The sequence below is a fragment of the Lentilactobacillus curieae genome, from assembly GCF_000785105.2.
GTDB classification, from domain to species: Bacteria; Bacillota; Bacilli; order Lactobacillales; family Lactobacillaceae; genus Lentilactobacillus; species Lentilactobacillus curieae.
In genome coordinates this window covers 785,762-806,491 of sequence record NZ_CP018906.1, presented here as the reverse complement: position 1 = coordinate 806,491, position 20,730 = coordinate 785,762, and the positions used below count along the sequence as shown (strand labels likewise).

19 protein-coding genes are annotated in these 20,730 nt (G+C 38.6%); 11 read left to right on the top strand and 8 right to left on the bottom strand.

All coding sequences use genetic code 11. The annotated features are described in order from the left end of the window. Nucleotides 1–102: 102 nt before the first annotated feature. A complete protein-coding gene (brnQ, locus tag PL11_RS03880) occupies nt 103–1,500 on the top strand; it encodes a branched-chain amino acid transport system II carrier protein (protein ID WP_035166489.1) in 1,398 nt (465 codons plus the stop codon). 48 nt (nt 1,501–1,548) lie between these two features. On the opposite strand, the gene PL11_RS03875 is transcribed toward brnQ, so the two are convergent. Next, nucleotides 1,549–2,718 (bottom strand): GH25 family lysozyme, encoded by a 1,170-nt coding sequence (locus PL11_RS03875; protein WP_078256910.1) that lies wholly within the window; start codon nt 2,716–2,718, stop codon nt 1,549–1,551. 147 nt (nt 2,719–2,865) lie between these two features. Beyond that, nucleotides 2,866–3,219 carry a DUF1801 domain-containing protein gene (locus tag PL11_RS03870; protein WP_035166488.1) on the bottom strand — a complete coding sequence of 118 codons (354 nt, stop codon included), beginning with the start codon at nt 3,217–3,219 and terminating at the stop codon, nt 2,866–2,868. Between the two features lie 123 nt (nt 3,220–3,342). On the opposite strand from PL11_RS03870, the gene PL11_RS03865 reads away from it, so the two are divergent. After that, nucleotides 3,343–4,311 carry a 5'-nucleotidase, lipoprotein e(P4) family gene (locus tag PL11_RS03865; protein WP_035166487.1) on the top strand — a complete coding sequence of 323 codons (969 nt, stop codon included), beginning with the start codon at nt 3,343–3,345 and terminating at the stop codon, nt 4,309–4,311. A 59-nt stretch (nt 4,312–4,370) separates the two neighbouring features. On the opposite strand, the gene PL11_RS03860 is transcribed toward PL11_RS03865, so the two are convergent. Together PL11_RS03860 and PL11_RS03855 are read right to left on the bottom strand one after the other, a co-directional pair. Further along, the gene (locus tag PL11_RS03860; RefSeq protein WP_035166486.1) at nt 4,371–5,111 is read right to left on the bottom strand and encodes a gamma-glutamyl-gamma-aminobutyrate hydrolase family protein; all 741 of its coding nucleotides are present in this window, start codon (nt 5,109–5,111) and stop codon (nt 4,371–4,373) included. Nucleotides 5,112–5,228: 117 nt separating this feature from the next. After that, complete coding sequence (locus PL11_RS03855) at nt 5,229–5,798, bottom strand: helix-turn-helix domain-containing protein (RefSeq protein ID WP_237047517.1); 570 nt, start codon at nt 5,796–5,798, stop codon at nt 5,229–5,231. A 186-nt stretch (nt 5,799–5,984) separates the two neighbouring features. Here PL11_RS03855 and PL11_RS03850 point away from each other — a divergent pair, with 186 nt between their 5' ends. The 3 genes from PL11_RS03850 to PL11_RS03840 all read left to right on the top strand — a co-directional run bounded on the left by PL11_RS03850 (nt 5,985) and on the right by PL11_RS03840 (nt 11,486). Continuing rightward, a complete protein-coding gene (locus PL11_RS03850; RefSeq protein WP_035166483.1) occupies nt 5,985–7,733 on the top strand; it encodes an ABC transporter ATP-binding protein in 1,749 nt (582 codons plus the stop codon). A gap of 1 nt (nt 7,734) precedes the next feature. Next, nucleotides 7,735–9,525: an ABC transporter ATP-binding protein gene (locus PL11_RS03845; protein WP_035166481.1), complete on the top strand. Its 1,791-nt coding sequence runs from the start codon at nt 7,735–7,737 to the stop codon at nt 9,523–9,525. Between the two features lie 503 nt (nt 9,526–10,028). After that, a complete protein-coding gene (locus PL11_RS03840; protein ID WP_035166479.1) occupies nt 10,029–11,486 on the top strand; it encodes a hypothetical protein in 1,458 nt (485 codons plus the stop codon). A gap of 94 nt (nt 11,487–11,580) precedes the next feature. On the opposite strand, the gene PL11_RS03835 is transcribed toward PL11_RS03840, so the two are convergent. Next, complete coding sequence (locus tag PL11_RS03835) at nt 11,581–12,279, bottom strand: VIT1/CCC1 transporter family protein (protein ID WP_035166477.1); 699 nt, start codon at nt 12,277–12,279, stop codon at nt 11,581–11,583. 10 nt (nt 12,280–12,289) lie between these two features. Then, on the bottom strand, nt 12,290–12,973 hold the full coding sequence (locus PL11_RS03830) for a VIT1/CCC1 transporter family protein (RefSeq protein ID WP_035166475.1): 684 nt from the start codon (nt 12,971–12,973) through the stop codon (nt 12,290–12,292). 110 nt (nt 12,974–13,083) lie between these two features. Here PL11_RS03830 and PL11_RS03825 point away from each other — a divergent pair, with 110 nt between their 5' ends. From PL11_RS03825 to PL11_RS03805, 5 genes are all read left to right on the top strand, one after another. After that, nucleotides 13,084–13,857: an NADPH-dependent oxidoreductase gene (locus PL11_RS03825; RefSeq protein ID WP_035166474.1), complete on the top strand. Its 774-nt coding sequence runs from the start codon at nt 13,084–13,086 to the stop codon at nt 13,855–13,857. 309 nt (nt 13,858–14,166) lie between these two features. After that, nucleotides 14,167–14,826: an amino acid ABC transporter permease gene (locus PL11_RS03820; RefSeq protein ID WP_035166473.1), complete on the top strand. Its 660-nt coding sequence runs from the start codon at nt 14,167–14,169 to the stop codon at nt 14,824–14,826. Further along, nucleotides 14,807–15,496, top strand: a complete 690-nt coding sequence (locus PL11_RS03815) for an amino acid ABC transporter permease (protein ID WP_035166472.1) — start codon at nt 14,807–14,809, stop codon at nt 15,494–15,496. Before PL11_RS03820 ends, PL11_RS03815 begins: the two co-directional genes overlap by 20 nt. Continuing rightward, nucleotides 15,489–16,229, top strand: coding sequence for an amino acid ABC transporter ATP-binding protein (locus PL11_RS03810; RefSeq protein ID WP_035166469.1), 741 nt, complete (start codon nt 15,489–15,491; stop codon nt 16,227–16,229). The genes PL11_RS03815 and PL11_RS03810 overlap by 8 nt, the downstream gene beginning before the upstream one ends. Before the next feature lie 22 nt (nt 16,230–16,251). Then, nucleotides 16,252–17,106 carry a transporter substrate-binding domain-containing protein gene (locus tag PL11_RS03805; protein ID WP_035166467.1) on the top strand — a complete coding sequence of 285 codons (855 nt, stop codon included), beginning with the start codon at nt 16,252–16,254 and terminating at the stop codon, nt 17,104–17,106. Nucleotides 17,107–17,183: 77 nt separating this feature from the next. On the opposite strand, the gene PL11_RS03800 is transcribed toward PL11_RS03805, so the two are convergent. Next, nucleotides 17,184–18,203: a polysaccharide deacetylase family protein gene (locus tag PL11_RS03800; protein ID WP_078256909.1), complete on the bottom strand. Its 1,020-nt coding sequence runs from the start codon at nt 18,201–18,203 to the stop codon at nt 17,184–17,186. 152 nt (nt 18,204–18,355) lie between these two features. On the opposite strand from PL11_RS03800, the gene PL11_RS03795 reads away from it, so the two are divergent. Further along, nucleotides 18,356–19,825, top strand: a complete 1,470-nt coding sequence (locus PL11_RS03795; protein WP_035166464.1) for a C69 family dipeptidase — start codon at nt 18,356–18,358, stop codon at nt 19,823–19,825. Nucleotides 19,826–19,941: 116 nt separating this feature from the next. Here the strand turns inward: PL11_RS03795 and PL11_RS03790 are convergent, their stop codons facing one another. Next, nucleotides 19,942–20,559 (bottom strand): TetR/AcrR family transcriptional regulator, encoded by a 618-nt coding sequence (locus PL11_RS03790; RefSeq protein WP_035166463.1) that lies wholly within the window; start codon nt 20,557–20,559, stop codon nt 19,942–19,944. Nucleotides 20,560–20,730: the final 171 nt, after the last annotated feature.

Sequence of the window (20,730 nt, the reverse complement as noted above, 5' to 3'; positions counted from 1 at the left end):
TGTTTCGAAAATAAAGGAGATGGTGTAAATGGAATCTCAGATTGATATTAGTCAGATTAGTCACAATCAAAAGTATTTTATTTTCTCAAAAGGGGTATGGAAATGGAAAAATTACAGGACTTAAATACTAAGCCGTTAACTAAAAAACAATATTTTGTCGTCAGTTCGATGTTATTTGGACTCTTTTTTGGAGCCGGAAATTTAATTTTCCCAATTCATTTGGGCCAATTGGCTGGATCTCATTGGGTGAGTGCCACAGTTGGTTTTTTGGTAACTGCAGTTGTTTTGCCATTACTTTCAGTTCTTGCAGTTAGTGTAACGCGTTCAGAAGGGGTTTATGATATTGGAAAACCCTTAGGGCCAGTGTTTGCACTGACGTTTATGATTCTTATTCACGCAACCATTGGACCACTCTTTGGGACTCCAAGAACAGCGACAGTACCTTTCAGTGTTGGAGTTCAACCATTACTACCACAATCATTTGCCCAGGTTGGACTGTTTTTATTTTCAGCTTTATTCTTCGGGGCTGCTTTCCTAGTTTCATTTAGAGAATCAAACGTTATGAGTAGTGTTGGGAAAGTGCTTAACCCAGTCTTTTTAGTGCTATTATTTAGTGTATTTTTGTTAGGGTTCTTAAGCCCAATGGGAAAGGCTTCTCAACAGGCTGTCACTTCTGCATATCAACATCAATCTTTCTTCAACGGATTTTTACAAGGATATAACACAATGGATGCGTTAGCTGGATTAGCATTTGGGGTTACCGTAGTTACTGCAGTTAAGCAACTTGGAAAAACTCGTCCAAGCTCTAACGCAAAGGTGACTGCTAAGGCTGGAGTTTTTGCTACTGCTGCCATTGGCGCCATCTACGTTGTTTTGGTTTGGTTAGGTTCAACCACGTTAGCACACTTTAAACCATCCGCAGATGGTGGAGTTGCTTTTAACCAATTAGTTTCTTATTACTTAGGTGGTTTTGGCCACGCGCTATTGGCTACATTGCTAACGGTGACTTGTTTAACGACAGCCGTTGGCCTTGTTGCTGCATTTGCACAAGACTTTCATCATCATTTTCCAAAGGTTAGTTACCGTGCATGGTTGGCAATGATGTGTGCCGCCTCATTCTTAACTGCAAACTTTGGCTTGGATACAATCATTGCTTGGTCTACTCCAATGCTAATGTTCTTATATCCATTTGCTATGGTTTTGATCTTACTTTCGGTAACATCTCCATTATTCGACCGTGATCCAGTAGTTTATGCACTAGTAGTTGGTTTCACAACTGTTCCTGCATTATTGGATATGGTTGCAGCATTCCCACCAGTTGTTAGCCAAAGTGCATTTGGACAAGCATTAACTAGTTTCCAACAACACGTATTGCCGTTTGCAAGTTTAGGGATGGATTGGGTTGTCCCTGCTGTCCTTGGTGCTGTATTAGGGCTCGGGTATCACTTCTTAAGACCAGTTCTAGGAAGACAACGTGTTGCTTCATCAGAAAAAGAATAAGGACATACAAAAACCCCGAGGCACAATTTGTGTCTCGAGGTTTTTAATTTAGTTTTGGTTTGGGTTAATACCTCTAGTAAGGTAGCCTCTCCAAATCCAACCACCATGTGCATTGTCATGACTTCTAACGTGATAGTAAATTGCGTAATGGCCAGTATTCTTCTTATACAGTTTTTGATGGGCATCTGTGTACCAAGTTACGTTTGGCAAGTCTTCGTTATATCCATAGCGAATTCCCATATGTTTAGAATAACGAGCACCCTTAAGAGTATGGAACGCATATCTACCCATCGACTTACGCCAAATTAGTTTAACAGATTTGGATCTTGTTGCTGAATATTGGCTCTTTGATGCTGGAGGTCCAGGAACAATTACTGCTGTTCCATCAGTACCAGTAGAACTGTCAGAGTTTGAATTATCTGTCGTGCTACTTGATGAAGAATCAGAATTAGTACTTGAACTAGAATCATTAGTATCTGAGGATGTGTGGTTGCTTGAAGTTCCTGCAGATCCAAGATAGAAGTCGTTGTTTAGTTGACTAATATCTAGATTAAGGTTTTCGCCTGGGAATCGGTAATCACTTGCCCATTGCCAAGCATTGGCATCTGGGTACTTATTTCCAGTTGGAGTTCCTGGCCAGTTGGCAATCCAGCCCTTATTTTGATCGTTGGTGTCGATTTTTGAGCCTAACCAGCTAGACATTGTGTAGAGGTCGGTTTTGTTGTAACCAGCTTGATTAAGCGTTTGGTCAAATGCTGCTAGGTTTGCGTTATTGGCAGCTTTTGATAGTCCACCCAATTCAGATGATTCAAAATCTGCGACCATGACAACATTTTTACTATCAGTCACTTGTTGAACAGCTGTAATGAAGTTCTGGGCTTCTTGTTTTGCAGCAGATTGTGATGTGAAGTGAACGAAGTGATAAAAATTAATACTTAAGCCAGCATTTTGAGCATATTGGACTTGTTGTGAAAGGTAAGGGTTAATGTAACCCGTACCTTCAGATGCCTTAATGGTTACGGCTTTAACGCCATTATTTGCTAAATTTTGATAATCACTAGCACTAAGGTTTGCCTGCCAGCTAGAAACGTCTAACATGTCAGTCCTTGGATTTGTGCTTGATGGATAAAGAGCGGCCTTAGCTTGATTTGAAAATAGGGCAATCCCTGCGACCGCAGCAAAAGAAACCCCAATTTTGATTAATGAATTATGCTTCATATCCTACATCTCCCTGTGAAATATTTTTCATTTCACGCAAAGCGTAACACATTGTTGACAGGAATAACCGAATGTTGCGGTTCAGTAAATGATAGATAATAAAATTTTAAAAACTGTAACAGTCTCGTGATTGTTATCAAGATTTGTTTAAGGATTTGCAGATTGCTTGATAATTTCGCTAATGATTTGTGTAGGCAATTCTTGGTCGAACTTTATGTTGAGTCGTTTTTGCCCAGTTGTATAGCCAGCAGCCTTTGCTTGGGATGTAATTGAGTCAGTCAAATCCAGTGAAGTTTGAAGACTGACGTGATCTTTATAAGCGGAGGTGCTTATTTTTTTATCAGGTAAAACAAAGAATGGTTGGGACCAGGAAATCGTTTCGGAAACGGATTCAGTTTCACTAAGTATTTGGTTTCGTAATCCAATTAAGAGTGGCTGAGCGCCAGGTGCGGAGATGCTAACATATTCATTAAAATTGCGTACAGATGGCTTTTTAGGCATAATATTTCCCCCTTACTGATAGCATAAATGATTAAAAAATGAATTTGGAATTATATTGATTGGTTTGTGAATTTTAACATATAATTGTTATGAAACAATTATTTTTTTGGGGAGGAATAATAAATGAAGACTAAGTTTTTGTTGTTACTTGCTGTTGGTTTAGGCCTTGGGGTATTTAGTCAAGATGTTAACCTTGTGCCAACGACTGATAATGGTCAAACCGTAGCTCAAGCAGCTAAGAAGGTTAAGAAAGTTAAGAAAGCCAAGAAGGTAAAGCGGACTAAGAAGACAACAGCTACAAAAGAAAATGGTAATTCAACGAAGTATGCGAACCAAGCTACTGATGAACTAACAATGGCTGTTGCCTGGTATCAAACTTCTTCCGAAGCCAAGGCACTTTATTATCAAGGCTACCAAACGGCTACCAACAACCTGAAACAGGCACTTACTAAGCATTCAGATAAGAAGCTTGCAGTAGTGCTTGATATTGATGAAACCGTTTTGGATAATTCACCAACAGAAGGAACCCAAATCATTCAACACGTTGGGTATCCAACTGGCTGGCATGATTGGGTTCTTAGTGCCCAAGCTAAGGCTGTTCCAGGTGCACGCGAATTCTTAAACTATGCAGATCATAATGGAGTAGATATCTATTATGTATCTGATCGTGATGCGAATACTGAATTAAGTGCAACTGAAGAAAACTTACGTAACCAAGGCTTGCCACAAGCAAACCCAGATCACATTATTTTAAAAACGCCTTCTATGACTAGTAAGCAAACTAGAAGAGATGAGATTGAAAAGACCCACAATGTTGTAATGTATGTTGGGGATAACCTAACTGATTTTAACGATCCTTCGGAAAGCACAGTTGATGGTAGAAATGCTGATGTTGAACAGAATAAAGATAAGTTTGGTACTCAATACATTATTCTTCCAAACCCAATGTACGGTGGTTGGGAATCAGCTTTATACGCCGGTCACGGAACTTTAACTGCTAAGGATAAAATCAACCTTCGTAAGCAACACATTACGTATTTTGATTATAAGACTAAAACATTGAAGCAAGTTAAGGTAGCTAACATTAAGTAGAAACCGAAAACCGAAAACTAAAAACAGGCTAACGAGATGGTTCTCGTTAGCCTGTTTTGTTATTGATTTCGCTTTTCAGCAACCAGTTCCGCCCGTTGGACGAAATCACGAAAGAGCCGTTTTGAATCTTCAAAATGCTTATAAATATTTTCGGGATGCCACTGTACCGCCATTATTTGGTCGTTGTTTACAGATTCAATTCCCTCAATTACTTGATCATCGGCTCGAGCAGTCACTTTAAGATAAGGGGCAAGCTCTTTAATTGCTTGGTGATGTCGAGAATTGACATATGGACGCTCACCAATAATTGTGTGTAATCGTGATTGTGGGTCAACGGTTACGTGGTGTGATGGCATATTGCCAGGAGCATCCTGGCTGTGCTTAAGAGTTGCGTGAAGATCTTGAGATAAATCTTGGTAGAGCGTTCCACCGAGGCCAACGTTGATTAGTTGCATACCACGGCAGATCCCAAATATTGCTTTTCCCGCTGTTACCGATTGTTTGAGCAATTCAATTTCAAATAGATCGCGTTTTCGGTAAGTCATGCCTAACTTATAAAATGGTTCTTCTCCATAAAAAGTTGGATCAACATCTGATCCACCCAAAAAGCAGACACCGTCGAAGAGGGTCATGTAGTCCCGCACATCCTCGGGGTTGACACTAGGAAAAATTACGGGAACACCGCCAGATTTGACGATTGCTTCAATTGCGGGACGTGGTGCGAAGGCGGCGTTTCGTTCATTAATAATGTTGGTTGCTTCTGCAAGTGTGTCTGCAGGAAGTGCTATTCGTGGTCGCATATTCCACCTCGTCAAATTGAGTATTTTTTAAAATGAGTGTAAAATTAAAAAACGATTAGTTTATTTTAAAGATATGGTATCATTTCGGGTAGCTTTATTCAATTAAACAACTTACTTTTATAGTAAAGGCTTTTCCCAGAAACGCTTGAAGAAGTTGTCATTTGAATCACTATCTTCATTTGATTTGCTAGCCCGTTTTGCCAAACTGTCTTGGCTTTTATTGGGCATGATTACTTCCGTTGGCTTATCGTAATGGTGGTTGGTTGATACCCGTTGCTGATTATCATTTGTCGGAGCAGTTTCCAAACGATTAGAATCGATCTCTTTGGCATCAATCTGTTTGAGCTGAGTTTCCATTTGGTTAGCTTTGCGTTCCGCAGCAACGCTTCGCTGTTGTGCAAGCAATTGAAGTTTCTGCGATTGATCTAATAATTGGGTTAGCCGTTCAATTTGCTCCTGCTGACTAGCGATTTCTTCATTTAGTGATCTTAGTACTGATGCACTAACGTTAGTTGTTGGTAATTGGCGGTTTGAACTTGGATTAATCAGGTTTTCGATTGTGGTTTTCGCTTTTTCATCAAAGTATAGGGCTTGGCCTTTTTTGAATGATTCGGAAATGTTATTTTTGCTGATTGTTCTATATACGCGCATCTTGTTTACGCCCAAATCATCAGCGATTTGTTTCATCGTCCAGTAGTTATTTTTGTCGTTCAAGTTATTCACCGCCCTATAAATCATATCTATTACATATTATACAATAATTTAAACACACAAACCTCTTAAAAAACAGTTAGGATTACATTTTGAGCATATTTTGTAATGGATTGTTATGGTTGTGTTACGATATTGCGGTTTAGAAAGGTGGGCTATTAAATGAGTATCTTTTCAAAATTGGGATGGTTTTTTAAGCAGGAAAAGAAACTGTATCTTTTAGGGATATTAGGACTAGTTCTCACTGCTATTTTGACAATTGTGCCACCCAGAATAATTGGATTACTTGTTGATAATATTCATTCGGGACATCTGGCAGTGAATTCATTAGTATTTCTTCTAGGAATTCTTGCGGTTGTTGCAATTGGCCAGTACATAACGCGCTATATGTGGCGAACCGCAATTTGGGGTGGAGCTGCAAGATTAGAACAGGTGCTTCGAACTCGCTTATTTTGGCATTACCTTGGTATGGATGAGGAGTTTTTTCAAAAGTATCGTACTGGAGACTTAATGGCACATGCAACCAACGATGTATCTGCCGTTCAAAGAGTTGCCGGTGGAGGAATTCTTCAGCTGGCAGATTCTATGATTACTGGTGGAACGGTGCTAATTGCCATGATTACAATGATTGATTGGCGCCTAACTTTGATTGCAATCCTGCCATTTCCGCTATTGGCACTGATGGCGAGAAAACTTGGGACAAAGATGCACTTCGCGTTTAGAAAATCTCAGGCAGCTTTTTCGCGGCTCAATAATAAAGCACAGGAGAGTATTTCTGGGGTTAAAGTGATCAAGTCTTTAGGCCAAGAAGAACAAGACCGAGAAGATTTTGATAATCAAGTTGCTGAAACAATCAAAATTAACCGGCGAGTAAACTTCCTTGATTCACTATTTGATCCGATTACCACAATGATAATTTCAATTTCATATGTGGTTACAATCGTTTATGGAGGGTATTTAGTTACCACAAACCAAATTACTATTGGAGAATTGGTTTCCTTTGTTTCTTATCTTGCGATGATGATTTGGCCAATGTTTGCGATTGGAATGTTATTTAATACTTTGGAAAGAGGTAACGCCTCGTATGATCGGATTATGGAATTGCTTAATGAAAAGAGTGAAGTAATTGATGATCCAGATGGTGTAGATCAAAAGCCTACAGGGGCGTTAGAATATAACGTTGCTGAGTTTACGTATCCAGATGGCCAACAGCCCATTCTCCAAGACATTAATTTTACGGTCAAACCAGGTGCAACAGTTGGGTTAGTTGGTAAAGTTGGTTCAGGGAAGAGCACCATTTCTAGACTACTCCTTCGCCAATTTGATAAATATCAAGGGACGATTAAATACAACGGAATTGATATTCGAAACTACAAACTCGATTCATTGATTCCGGCAATTGGTTATGTTCCACAAGACACCTTTTTATTTTCAACTTCTATTAAAGAAAACATTAAGTTTGCTAGACCAGATGCCACTGATGAAGAAGTTACGGCGGCTGTTAAGAAGAGTGATTTATTTAAACAAATCGAGGGCCTACCAGATGGCTATCAAACTCAGGTTGGCGAAGAGGGAATCTCTCTTTCTGGAGGTCAGCGGCAACGACTAGCTATTGCAAGGGCGTTGCTAATCGATCCTGAACTTTTAATTTTGGATGATGCCTTGTCAGCGGTTGATGCCGAAACAGAAAGCCAGATTTTAGCTAATTTAAAGCAAGAAAGAAAAAACAAGACAACGATTATTTCAGCACACCGTCTAAGTTCTGTGATGGATGCTGACGAAATCTTGGTGATGAACGAAGGTAAAATTGTTGAGCGTGGTAACCATGATGAATTAATGAAATTGAATGGTTGGTATGCTCAAATGTTTGCTGAACAGAAACTTGATGTAAGCAATCAGGGAGGTGAGTAGTTTGGCAAGTTCAAGTCGAAAATCTGCGTGGTCGCAGAGTATATCATTGAAAGATCAGCTGAGAATTATTGGCAGATTATTCACGTTTGCTAAGCCTTACAAATGGTACTTCTTTATTTCAATTATATTTGCCGCAGCAATTAGTGTGGTTAATATTTTGCTGCCAAAGATAATTCAGGTATATATGGATAGTCACTTAGTTGCTAACCATCCGGAATTCAAAGTCATGTGGTTTTTTGCGGGCTTATATTTTTTTGGAATGCTATCCAAAGCAATTATGCAATTTGTCCAAACTTATCTGTATGAAATGGGTGCAGAATATATGCTGGAAAATACCCGGCGAGTTCTTTTTAAGAAATTAACTACTTTGGGGATGCGGTACTTTGACCAAGTTCCGAGTGGTTCGATACTTTCGCGATTAACTAACGATACGATGGCGTTCGCAAACTTTTGGCAGTTGTTTAGTAGTTTGATTGTGGCATCATTCGCAGTAATTTCATCGTTTATTGCAATGTATACAGCTGACACCGAAATTGCATTGTGGCTCTTAGTACTTGTTCCATTCTTATTATTGGTGATTTGGTATTACCAGAAGTACAGTTCTCGAGTCTATAGACGGATGCGTGAACGTTTAAGTGAGCTAAATGCTAAGCTTGCAGAGGCCATTACTGGAGTTAGTGTGATCCAGCAATTTAGACAGGAAAAACGGATTAATAATGAATTCAATGATACTAACGAACAGTATTTTCAAACTAGACGATCAATGATTCGTGTTAACTCACTACTATTGAGCCCAATCATAAACTTGCTATATTCATTTGGTGTGGTTCTCGCTTTAGCTATGTTTGGGGTTCGCGGTTTGCATGCTTATGTACCAGCAGGACTGATTTATGCTTTTGTGACGTACATTGAAAACTTCTATAATCCGATGACCAACATGATGGACAGTTTAAGTGATTTCCAAGATGGTGTGGTTGCCGGTTCGCGAGTTTTAAGAATTATGGATGATCAGACTTTGACTCCTAAACAAACTCCGGTTGAGGATGCTAAGGTAAGTCTTGGTAAAATTGAATTTAAACACGTTACCTTTGCTTACGATGGTGATAATCCAGTCCTAAATGATATTTCGTTTACGATCAATCCAGGGCAAACATTGGCTCTAGTCGGGGAAACTGGAAGTGGAAAATCCTCAATTATTAACATTCTAATGAGGTTCTATGAATATCAATCAGGTCAAATTTTGATTGATGATCGGGATATCAGGGATTATTCAATTGAAGAACTTCGTGAAAAATTTGGATTGGTTTTGCAGGAGCCGTTTATGTTTTATGGAACGATTGCTTCCAATATCAGGATGTTTAACAGTTCAATAAGTGATGGGGATGTTCGTAGAGCAGCCGAGTTCGTTCACGCTGATAAATTTATTGAGGCTCTTCCTGACGGCTATTCATCTAAGGTGATTGAGCGAGGGGCAAGTTATTCTAGTGGTGAAAAACAATTGATTTCATTTGCTAGAACTGTCGCCACAGATCCAAAGGTGCTCATTTTGGATGAAGCGACAGCCAATATTGATACTGAAACTGAGAAGTTGATTCAACAAGGTTTGGCCAATATTCAAAAGAATCGGACCACAGTGGCAATTGCACACAGACTTTCAACCATTCAAAATGCTGATTTAATATTGGTTCTGGAGAATGGACGAATAGTTGAACGAGGAACGAATGATGAATTGTTGGCAAAGCATGGTTATTATTACGACATGATTAATTTGCAAAATTCGGCACATGAATAAAGGGTGCTTTCAAATTCTTGTTTTGATTCTGGAATTCTTGGTGAAATAGTCAAAAAGGGAGTGGGACAGAAAGCATACGAAGATGCTTTCGTCGTCTCACCCCCGCAAGACCAACAGTAACTGAGAGTCAGGAGTAGGGAGCACTACATGAATCTTTGATTCAGTCGTAGTGCCCCGACAAGAGCAACAGTAAGTGAATTCTGCGAGTAGCGGGATTCACTCCTGATGCTTACTGTCCTGAGACTATCAGTCCTGATGGTTACTGCGTGTAGTAACCATCTGAATAGAAGAAAAAATGCCGTTATAATTTCAAAAAGTGAAATTATAACAGCATTTTTTCGTTGAGCCTAGTTTTGTCTCAACCTCATTTTATATGGATAAAATTTACAGAATGACACCACTTAATCAAAAAAAGATAGCGAATTTGCACACTTAATGATATTCTGTAATGTAGGATTATTTTCGACAATTTTAGTTTTTGAGATTACAGGAGGAGTCATTTGATGGCGTTTGGAGTAAAGAAAATTAGACAATTGCTTGCCTTGGCATCCGCATTTGTTGTATTTGCCCCAGTTGTGGCACAACCAGTCATGTTGGCTAGTGCGGATAGTGTAGTAGCCCATGCGGACAAAAAGGATCGTAAGGTTGATCTTAAGAAAGCTGTGAAGGCTACAGTTAAATATTCTAAAGAAGTTCCTGTTCTCAAAGTAACAGTTACTCCAACAAAGGATAATTACTTTGTTAAGGGCGATAAACTTAATTTTGAGTTTGATAAAAAGAACGTTAATCTCAAGAACATGCAGGCAAGTGCGGCAAAAAGTCTGCCATTTAAGTATCACAAAGGCGGTAACTATAAATTAGAACTTAAATTTACTAAGACGGTTAAGAACGGTAAGTTCATTCAAGCATACGCCATTCCCACTAAAGAAAAGGGTGGCAAAACTGCAATCAAAGCAACCTTTAATGATCAAAAGCTTAAAATTAAAAATAACGTGATCAAATCTGTAGATATGTTCAAGTCTACAGATGACGATTCAGACAGCGATAGTAGCTTTAACTCTAACGACACAACTAGTCAATCAAGTTCAGTTAATTCGACCGAGAGCAATGCGGCTGCAGGCAACACTTCTCAAACTACTCCAAGTAAACAAGCCACAGTAACAACTTTTGACCCAACTTCTGGAACTTATACTACTGCTCCAAGTAGCGATTTCTTTAAGCAAAGTCCAGTTCAGACCTCAACAACAAATAACGAAAACTATAATGGTGGAGCTTCACAAACCACATATTATCAAAATAGTCAGCCTGTAAATGGTAATGTTGCCAATACAGGTAATTACTACGTAAGCGGTGCAAGTGCATCAGGAACATACGACACCCAGAATACTCAAGGCTATAATAATTACAATTCACAACAAGTTAATACAGTTAAAACTAATAATCCTAGTCGCAATTCAACTAACAATGTTGATTATCAAGCACCAGCAGCTGGAGGATATCAGAGTAACCGTGTAGGCTCAACTAAGCGGACAAATACTGTTAAATCTACAAATAAGTCGGTGAAGAAGACTACATCTCAAAAAGAAAATAGAACGCCAGCTAAAAAGACGCCTTCAAAAGCAAACCAGCAAAGCAAACCTTCAACAAGCAAGGATAGTAACGCTACGGCTCAAAAACCGACTGCCAGTGTTCCGGAAGCACCAACTGTAAATGATGATAATAACCAGCAGAGTAACCCTACTGGTAACGACAATATAGCAAGCGGTACTGATGAAATTAATGGTAGCCAAGATACAACTACCGCTGGTACTTCAGAATCAAGTAATGTAACTTCATCTACTGAGACAACCCAAACTACAAGTGATCAAACAAATAGCACTCAACAAACAGTTAACTCGCAACAATCTAGTGGATCATCAGCTAACGATGCAGAAACTGTTACGACAGCATTAGCAGCATAATTTTCAGAACTGCTTAAAATAAAAGTTATGATAGCTTATTTAGTGTACAAAAAAACTCCACCATCAAGTGGTAGAGTAATCTGGTCAATTGTTGTTAGAGAAGCAATCCGATTGAATAGTGAATGATCATAGTAACGATACCAACAATAACATTTCTAATCATTGCGGTCTTAACGAGACCATTACCTAGTTTGGCACTTAAAAAGCCAGTGATTGCAACGGATACACAGACGGCTAAAATTGTTGCTGGCCATTGAAAAATTCCAGGCACTAATGTCATGGCTACTAGTGGGAAGAGGCCACCAGCGGCAGCTGAGAATAATGACGAAAATGCGGCATTCCAAGGGTTCATATAATGCCCCAATTGAATTCCATACTTTACGTCAACAATAGTTTCAAGCGGTTTTTTAGACATTAAATCTTTAGCAATTTTTTCTGATGTTTCACGAGAAACACCTTGTGAAAGATAGTAGTCGGAAACAGCCTTTAGCTCGCCTTCAAAATCCGTTTTTAGTAATTTAGTTTCTGTTGCCACGACAGATTTTTCGGTGTCCTTTTGGGTGCTAACTGATGCATATTCACCAGAAGCCATTGAGAAAGCACAGGCAAGTAAGTCTGAAAGACCAGCAATGAAAATGGTGAACTGATTTGTGGTCGCAACAGCAACACTGAAAAGCACACCAACAACTGTTAGAATTCCATCGTTGGATCCTAAAACTCCCGCTCTAAGGGTATTTAGTTTCTCCTCTAGTGTTTCGTGTTTCTTTTGTTTATTATCCTTCGAAATCTCCATTGTTTTCCTCCTACAAGTTTCCGATAAGTCTACCAATTGCGTATGTAACTATCATGGTTAGTATTCCGGAAACAACATTTCGAATAACTCCACGAGTTTTGTTGGAGTTGCCTAGTTTAGCGGCGGTAAAACCTGTAATTGATAAAGCGATGACTACTGAAATTGCGGTTGCAGCCACTTTAATTGCGGGTGGAAACTGAGTAATTGCTACAAGTGGTAAAATTGAGCCTAGTGGAAATGAAATCATGGAAGCTAATGCAGCAGAGAATGGGTTAGTAAATTCATTAACGTTAAATCCATATCTCTGACGGACTGTTGTTTGCAATGCGTTCCGTTCCATCATTTCGTGAGTCGCTTGATTAGCTAATTCTGGGGCAATTCCTGAATCTGTGAGCTTATTCGCTACAAAATCAAACTCCTCTTGGTATGATTTCTTTAGAGCCTTCTTCTGATGAGCGATTGCATTCTTTTGGGAATCCTTTTGGGTGTTCACTGAAACCCACTCCCCCATTGCCATTGATACAGTTCCGGCCAGCATTCCAGAGATTCCTGAAATAAAAATTGCAAAATTATCAGTAGTTGCACCTGCAACCCCAATAACTATACCGGCTACTGAAAGAATACCATCGTTTGCGCCCATAACGGCTGCACGCATAACGTTAATCTTTTGAGCCAGCGTCCTTTTTTTCTTCATATCTCCCACCTAGTTTGTAATTATTATTATCTAACACTTTTTATTATATACGTTTTTAGTTTCATTGCAATTTATTTTTTCACTACTTTATTTATCTAGGAGATTTTTTTATGAACAATTCAATTATAGATGTAATTACAAATCATAAAAGTATTCGCCACTTTAAAAATCAAAAATTGACGGGCGATGAAGTGGACACATTAGTTGATGCTGCTACTCATGCATCAACGTCTACTTTTTCTCAACAATATTCGATTATTAGTGTGACCGATCCCCAAAAACTTGCTGAGATTGAGCGATTAACTGGTGGAAAAAAATGGATGTTAGGGAGTGGCCATTACTTTGTGATGGTTGCAGATCAGTATCGTAATTTACAAATCGCGCAGAAAGCTGGTCAAGATCCATATATATTAAGAACTACCGATAAATTTTTGGCAAGTGTTTTTGATGCGAGCCTAGCAACTGAAAATCTGGTTTTGGCAGCTGAGAGTATGGGGATGGGTGCAACTATTATGGGAAGTATCCTTAATGAATCAGAGCGAATTATTGAATTATTAGGATTACCAGAATTAACGTTTCCTTTATTAGGGATTGCGGTTGGTTATCCTGAAACAGAACCGGAAACTAAGCCAAGAATGCCTAAACAGCTCCAGCACTTTACTGATACTTATCAATTAGACAAAGTAATTTCTGATGTTCTCCCCGAATATGATGCCCAAATCAATGAATATTATGCTGAAAGGGGTAGCAACAATCGTAAGGAGACATTCAGCACTCATATCCTGTCAGAGCTTTCCAGGGATCGAAGCGTGAGAGCTGAATTGTTAGCAAATATCGCTAGACAAGGTTTTGATGTAGATGAACAGCTTAAGCCATTAAATTAAAAACAGTTGACTTTTTTCCCGTTTCCCGTTAGATTAATAATTAATTGTTAGATAACAATGAGAATTTTAATTGAACGATGAAGAGAAGAGTATGCAATTGTTTCCGATTAAGAGATCGTGGATGGTGAGAAAGCGACGGAAACGTGCTGAAAGTGCGCTCGGAGTTCGTTAACAACTAAATAGTCTTATTCATGAGGCACACTTTGGGTGTGTGAAAATGGGTGGAACCACGATAATCTATCGTCCCTGCAAGTTATTTGCAGGGACTTTTTTATTGGAATTATGAATAGATGAGGGAGATGAGTTCGCATGAGCTGGGCAATTATTCAACAAAGTTTGCCAATGTTTACTAAGGGATTTGAACTAACACTTTGGCTTTCTTTTGTTGGGGTCTTAGGCTCAATTATTGTTGGGATAGTTGTGAGTTTAGTTCAGTACTTTAAGGTGCCAATTCTCCACCAATTCGGTAGTATCTACGTTGAAATATCAAGAAACACACCACTATTAATTCAGCTATTTTTCTTATATTATGCGTTTCCGGTTTTCGGCATTAAACTCGGTGCCGAACTTTCTGGAATCATTGGGCTAATTTTTCTTGGTGGCAGCTACATGGCGGAAGGCTTTACCGGAGGCTTTAATGGGGTTGCCAAAACTCAAATTGAAACCGGTAAGGCAATTGGTCTTAGTCGTGGCCAACTTGCTAGGTACGTAGTTTTTCCACAAGGGTTTGCGCTTAGTGTTCCCGCCATGGCTGCAAATGTTATTTTCTTGATTAAAGAAACGTCGATTTTTACAGTGATTGCGATTCCTGAGCTGACAAACACAGCATTGGATTTGATTGGGATGTATTACCGTTCCAATGAATATTTGTTTGTGTTAGTTGTAGCTTACGCAATTATCCTAATTCCACTGTCATTAGTGCTAACATATCTTGAAAAGAGGGTTCGTTATGGGTCATTCGGGAATTAATGTACTATTTGAAGGCGAGAACTTCATCCGTTTGCTTGGTGGCCTTTGGATCACAATTAAGATTGCTGCTGGTGCACTGGTTGGAGGATTGATTTTAGGAACGATTCTTGGCGTTTTAAGAACTTTTAAAAATCGTCTCCTTAGGTTTGTATTAAGACTTTACCTAGAGTTTTTCAGAATTGTTCCAACCGTAGTTTTGTTGTTCTTGTTCTACTACATTCTGCCCCGCCAGCTAAACTTTAATTTACCAGCCAACGAACTGGCAACCTTAGTTTTCGGTTTGTGGGTGGCAGCGGAAATGAGCGACATAGTTAGAGGAGCGTTGATTTCTGTGCCTAGGCACCAACAAGAGTCTGGTAAAGCCATCGGATTAAACAGATATCAACTTTACAGATATGTGCTCATTCCCCAAGCTGTTTCTTTAGAAATTCCTGCCACAATTAATTTAGCAACTAGGGTAATCAAGACTACTTCGTTGTTAATGCTAATTTCGGTGATGGATGTTATCAACGTTGGCCAGCAAGTTATTGAGGCTAATAACCACAGCTATCCAACTGGAGTTTTCTGGGTGTATGGACTAATTTTCGTACTGTACTTCTTGATCGATTACCCGTTATCTTGGTGGGCAAAGAGGTTAGAAAAGCGAAGAATGGAGCGGGAAAATGGCTAACACAATATTGAACGTAAAAGAATTGAATAAGGCATACGGTAAAAAACAAGTCCTTCACGACATAAACTTTAGTGTTGCGAAGGGAGAGGTGGTTACATTGCTCGGGCCTTCTGGCTCTGGTAAGAGTACTTTGATCAGAACTATTAATGGATTGGAAGATTACCAGTCTGGCCAAATTTTCTTTCAAGGTGAAGAAGTTGTTCCAACCGAGAAAAATTTGCAAAAGTTAAGACAAAAAATTGGGATGGTATTCCAAAGTTACGATTTATTTCCGAATCTGTCAGTTCTTGATAACATAACGTTGGGTCCTGTTAAGGTTCAAAAGAAGGATAAAAAGTCGGTTGAATCTGAAGCTCATGAATTGTTAAAGAGTGTTGGTTTAAATGAATTTGCCAGTGCCTATCCTAGACAATTATCAGGTGGCCAAAAGCAACGGGTGGCAATCGTTAGAGCATTGGCACTACATCCAGAATTCATGCTGTTTGATGAGGTTACTGCTTCTCTGGATCCAGAAATGGTTCGCGGAATTTTGGATATTATTATTGGTTTAGCTAAAAATGATCATATGACGATGATTGTTGTGACTCATGAAATGAATTTTGCTAAGCAGATTGCAGATAGAGTATTGTTCTTGGAAAATGGCCAAATATTGGAGCAAACGCCTGCTGACAAGTTTTTCAGCAATCCGCAAACTGATCGCGCAAAGGATTTTTTGGAAAGTATGGATTTCTAGTTATTAATTGGAGGAGATAATTATGAAGAGTAAATTATTTAAACGCTTAGCCGTGGTTATTGGTTCATTAGCAGTGCTAGTTTTGGTGCTTGCCGGTTGCGGTAATGGAAAGAATTCAAGTAGTAGCAGCAACAACCCAAGCTCAGTTCAACAAATTAAGAAAAAGGGTACAATCAGGATTGCTGTGTTTGGTGATCTACCTCCTTACGGTTGGGTTAACAAACAGGGAAAACGAGTTGGGTATGATGTAACCCTTGCACACAGAGTTGCCAATGACTTGGGAGTTAAGGTTAAGTTTGTTCAAGTTAATGCTAACAACCGAGTTGATGCTTTAAATTCAAATAAGGTTGATTTGGTACTCGCAAACTTCACGGTTACTCCAGAACGAAAACAGGTTATTGATTTTGCTAAACCATACATGAAGGTTTCCGTTGGAGTGGTTTCCCCTAAAAGTAAGCCAATCACTAAGGTTAGCCAACTAAAGGGAAAGAATTTGATTGTTACAAAGGGAACTACCGCGGAAACCTACTTTACACAAAGTCAAAAGAGTGTTGACTTAATGAAGTTTGATTCGAAAACTCAACAGTTTAATGCCCTCAAGAATGGTCGTGCGGCAGCACTTGCTGATGACAATTCATACTTGTATGCATGGTCAAAGAACAATCCTAAGTACACTGTTGGGATTAAGAGTATCGGACCTAAGTCATACATTGCTCCTGCAGTGAAGAAGGGCAATAAGTCACTACTTAACTGGACAAATAAAGAAATTACTAAGCTAAACAAGCAAAAGTTCTTCCTTAAGGATTACAATTCACAATTGAAGCCATACTTTGGCAAAGAAGTTAAACCATCAGATATCATTTTGCCATTTAAATAAACTGTTTTTGCTAATGTATAAAAGGAGCAACGATGTATTGCATCGTCGCTCCTTTTTGATTGGTAAAATTATTTTTATTAAAGTCCACGGTAATCATTCTTACCAAAGTATTGGTAATTTGACAACAAGGGCTTTTGCATTAATTCCTGCAAGGTCACGAACTTATACCCGCGTTTTTTTAAAGTGCTAATAATTGTTGGCACTGCAGCAACTGAAGTAGCATGAATATCATGCATTAAAATTACTGATCCGTTGTGGGTTGTTGCAAGTACATGATTAATAGTTTTCGTAGTGTTCAAATATGCCCAATCGCGTGAGTCAACGTTCCATTGAATAATTGGCCGGTCAAATGCTGATCCAACTGAAGAATTAATTGCTCCATATGGTGGACGAACAAATTCTGGTAACGTGCCAGTTGCTTTATAAATTGCAGCATCCGTAAGTGCTATTTGGTTAAGCGCCTTTAAACGGCCAATTGAGGTTAATTGCGGATGATTCCATGAATGGTTTCCGATTTGGTTTCCGTATTTCAAAACCATTTTTGAAATTTGGGGATAGCGGATTACACTACTACCAACTTCAAAAAATGTGGCGTGAACGTTAGCTTTCTTAAGAATTTTGAGTAACCTTGGAGTTAAAGTTGGATCTGGACCGTCATCAAATGTGAGGGCAACTACTTTGTGCTTACTAGAAACGGGAGCTTTGAACTTATACTTGGAAGGCATATAGCGGTTTAAAATAATTCCGGATAGTTTCGACAAAGGAATTCTTGCTGTTTTAACGTTAAGCTTATTTTTTGTTAAATACATTGTGAGATTCTGTGAGTCAATTGTAAAGTTTTTGGCGGACAATCTCTTAGGCAATGGTAAGCTGGCCAGATACTGAACTTGTTTTCCGGTTAATTTGTGGTCAGTAGCAATTTGGCTACGGGTTAACTGTCGTATGGTCCCTAATCTGTGAGAATTATTGGCTGTGATTTGTTTGAACGTTAGGTTTCGAGAACTTTTGACGGTTTGCGTTGCTGCGTTGGTAGTTTGCGATAGTGCAACAAATGAAAGTGATGTTGCAACCAGAAATAGAATTTTTGAAATTTTCATTGTACTCATCTCCCCCAATGATTTGGTAAATTCATTATACTATTTGCGTTTATAAAATATGTGAAGTTTAGCCAAAAAATTCACTTAATAAGGGTTGTAGATTGTGTTATGATTCACTTGTAAACGGTTACACTTAATGGGGAGGATTTATTATGAATAAAGGAATTAGACAGGCACTTTTAGTGATTGCTTCAATAAGTATGAGTTCGATAGCTATAACAACTGCTCAAGCATGTACCACGGTACTTGTTGGTAAAAAGGCAAGCACTGATGGATCAACAATAATTGCTAGAAATGAAGATGCTCAAACTGCTTGGACAAAACGATTTGTGGTGACTCCTGCAACAAATAATGGGGAAACAAACTATATTTCTAAAGGTAATGATTTTTCAATTTCGCTACCCGCGGTGCAGCAAAGATATACCTCTACACCTGACTGGACTGACAAGGATGGTACTTTTGGCGAAGATGGAATTAATCAAAGTAACGTTGCAATGAGTGGGACTGAATCTGCCACGGCTAACAAAAAAGTATTAAAGGCTGACCCTTTTGTTAAGACTGGAATCAGCGAAGATTCTATGCTGGATGTGGTTTTGCCATTTATTCACTCTGCAAGAGAGGGAGTCCAACGCTTAGGGAAGATTATTGATGAAAAGGGTGCTGCCGAATCAGATGGAATTATTTTTTCGGATAAAAATGAAATTTGGTACTTTGAAATTGGATCTGGTCATCAGTGGGCGGCTGTAAAAGTTCCAGATGACAAGTATGCTGTGATTCCTAATCAGTTGATGATTGGCAAAGTTAAATTCAATAGCTCAAATAATTACCTAGTTTCGCCGAACTTACAGTCTTTTGTGAAGAAAAACCACTTAACCACTATCAAGAATAACTCAATTGATTTTGCAAAAACTTTTGGAACAAATGAGAAATCCGATGCCCAATATAATCGGCCAAGGGTATGGGATGGGCAAAGGTATCTAACACCAAGTAAGAAACAGACACCTCAGCAGAAGCGGTTTGCAATGTTTATGAAACCAGACAAAAAAATCAGTGTTTCAAAAGTTGCTAAGGTTCTCGGTTTGCATTTTAACGGAACTAAATATGATTCGACAGGTAAGTGGGAAGGAAAATATCGACCAATTAATGTACCAACTAACATGGAGTCACACATTATCCAGTTTAGACAGGATGTTCCTGATGCCGTTTCTGGAATTCAGTGGTTAGCATTATCATCACCTGATACGAGTGTTTTTGTTCCGTTCTATACGGATATCAATAACACTCCTGAACAATATAAAATTGGTACTAATAAATATGACAATCGCTCAGCGTACTGGACATATAAGGAAACCAAGACACTCGCGGATCCATATTATAATGAGTATGTTAAGAAGTACGTTAGACCTGTTCAAAGCAGTGTTAATAGTGAATTATCAGCTAGACTGTTCGAAGATGATCAGTTAGCTCAGACGATTGCCAATCCAGATCAATTGACCCAAATGCTCACACGGGCTAATCAAGAAAATGCAAATATTGCACAAAATGAATTTAAACAGTTAAACGCAAAGCTGATAGAAGTGTCGACTACGAAAACACCAATCGTTCAAAATACTAATCTTTAGACGATTAAAGCGATTTTAAATAAAATAAAAAATGTCTTGATAATTTTAAAGATGAAATTATCAAGGCATTTTTTGGTGATTCTAACTTCATATTGCCTAATTCGAATAGAACAACCCTATTCTTCCTCATCACCCTTACCAATTAGTCCGTAGAAGAACATATGTTGGAGCTCATCGGTAATCGAAAGCATTGTGCTAGGTGAATTTTCATACAGGTGTTTATTTTTAGGGTTTTGCGAAAATTGGACAAACATCTCCAGATAAACCATTATTGCTTGGTTGGAAATTGTTGAGCTAATTACTCCTTCTTTGCGACCCCGTTTGATAACGGCCCCCCAGAATTTAGCCTTACCATCCTCATATGCGTTAATCGATTCGTGATTACCAAACTCTCCGCTTAAATCCTTAATCATAAATTTAAGAAAATCTGGGTGCATATCCTTAGTTTCCATACTACTGGTTAGAATCATTTGTTTTACAAGTGATTTAAAGCTTAATTTGGAATCGTCCACAATTTTTTGGAAATCGGCATACCCATCAGTAATCAGTCCAAGAACAACTTTATGGGCTAGAAACTGTTTACTTTCATAGTATTTATAAATTGTTACTTGTGAAACATTTGCAGCTTGAGCAATCATTTGGATACTTGTTGGCTGGTAACCCTGAGTAACAAATAACTTATTAGCAGTTGCTAAGATCAAGTCTTTTTTTGATTGTTTTGAATGGTTTGCCATAAAGTGCCTCCTATATCCTGTTCGATAATGAAATTATATCATATAATATTTCATTCTATAAATAAAAATATTGAATCGTTCTGATTACAGCGGCTTTATTAAAAATGAAATATAAATTCTCAATAGTTCATTTTTGATTGACATCGAGAATGAATAGTTTTAAGATTATGG

Bases quoted from the DNA above. Each gene is read 5' to 3' on its own strand.
- brnQ (WP_035166489.1), top strand. From the start codon at position 103: ATGGAAAAATTACAGGACTTAAATACTAAGCCGTTAACTAAAAAACAA.
- PL11_RS03875 (WP_078256910.1), bottom strand. From the start codon at position 2,718: ATGAAGCATAATTCATTAATCAAAATTGGGGTTTCTTTTGCTGCGGTC.
- PL11_RS03870 (WP_035166488.1), bottom strand. From the start codon at position 3,219: ATGCCTAAAAAGCCATCTGTACGCAATTTTAATGAATATGTTAGCATC.
- PL11_RS03865 (WP_035166487.1), top strand. From the start codon at position 3,343: ATGAAGACTAAGTTTTTGTTGTTACTTGCTGTTGGTTTAGGCCTTGGG.
- PL11_RS03860 (WP_035166486.1), bottom strand. From the start codon at position 5,111: ATGCGACCACGAATAGCACTTCCTGCAGACACACTTGCAGAAGCAACC.
- PL11_RS03855 (WP_237047517.1), bottom strand. From the start codon at position 5,798: ATGAAACAAATCGCTGATGATTTGGGCGTAAACAAGATGCGCGTATAT.
- PL11_RS03850 (WP_035166483.1), top strand. From the start codon at position 5,985: ATGAGTATCTTTTCAAAATTGGGATGGTTTTTTAAGCAGGAAAAGAAA.
- PL11_RS03840 (WP_035166479.1), top strand. From the start codon at position 10,029: ATGGCGTTTGGAGTAAAGAAAATTAGACAATTGCTTGCCTTGGCATCC.
- PL11_RS03835 (WP_035166477.1), bottom strand. From the start codon at position 12,279: ATGGAGATTTCGAAGGATAATAAACAAAAGAAACACGAAACACTAGAG.
- PL11_RS03830 (WP_035166475.1), bottom strand. From the start codon at position 12,973: ATGAAGAAAAAAAGGACGCTGGCTCAAAAGATTAACGTTATGCGTGCA.
- PL11_RS03825 (WP_035166474.1), top strand. From the start codon at position 13,084: ATGAACAATTCAATTATAGATGTAATTACAAATCATAAAAGTATTCGC.
- PL11_RS03820 (WP_035166473.1), top strand. From the start codon at position 14,167: ATGAGCTGGGCAATTATTCAACAAAGTTTGCCAATGTTTACTAAGGGA.
- PL11_RS03815 (WP_035166472.1), top strand. From the start codon at position 14,807: ATGGGTCATTCGGGAATTAATGTACTATTTGAAGGCGAGAACTTCATC.
- PL11_RS03810 (WP_035166469.1), top strand. From the start codon at position 15,489: ATGGCTAACACAATATTGAACGTAAAAGAATTGAATAAGGCATACGGT.
- PL11_RS03805 (WP_035166467.1), top strand. From the start codon at position 16,252: ATGAAGAGTAAATTATTTAAACGCTTAGCCGTGGTTATTGGTTCATTA.
- PL11_RS03800 (WP_078256909.1), bottom strand. From the start codon at position 18,203: ATGAAAATTTCAAAAATTCTATTTCTGGTTGCAACATCACTTTCATTT.
- PL11_RS03795 (WP_035166464.1), top strand. From the start codon at position 18,356: ATGAATAAAGGAATTAGACAGGCACTTTTAGTGATTGCTTCAATAAGT.
- PL11_RS03790 (WP_035166463.1), bottom strand. From the start codon at position 20,559: ATGGCAAACCATTCAAAACAATCAAAAAAAGACTTGATCTTAGCAACT.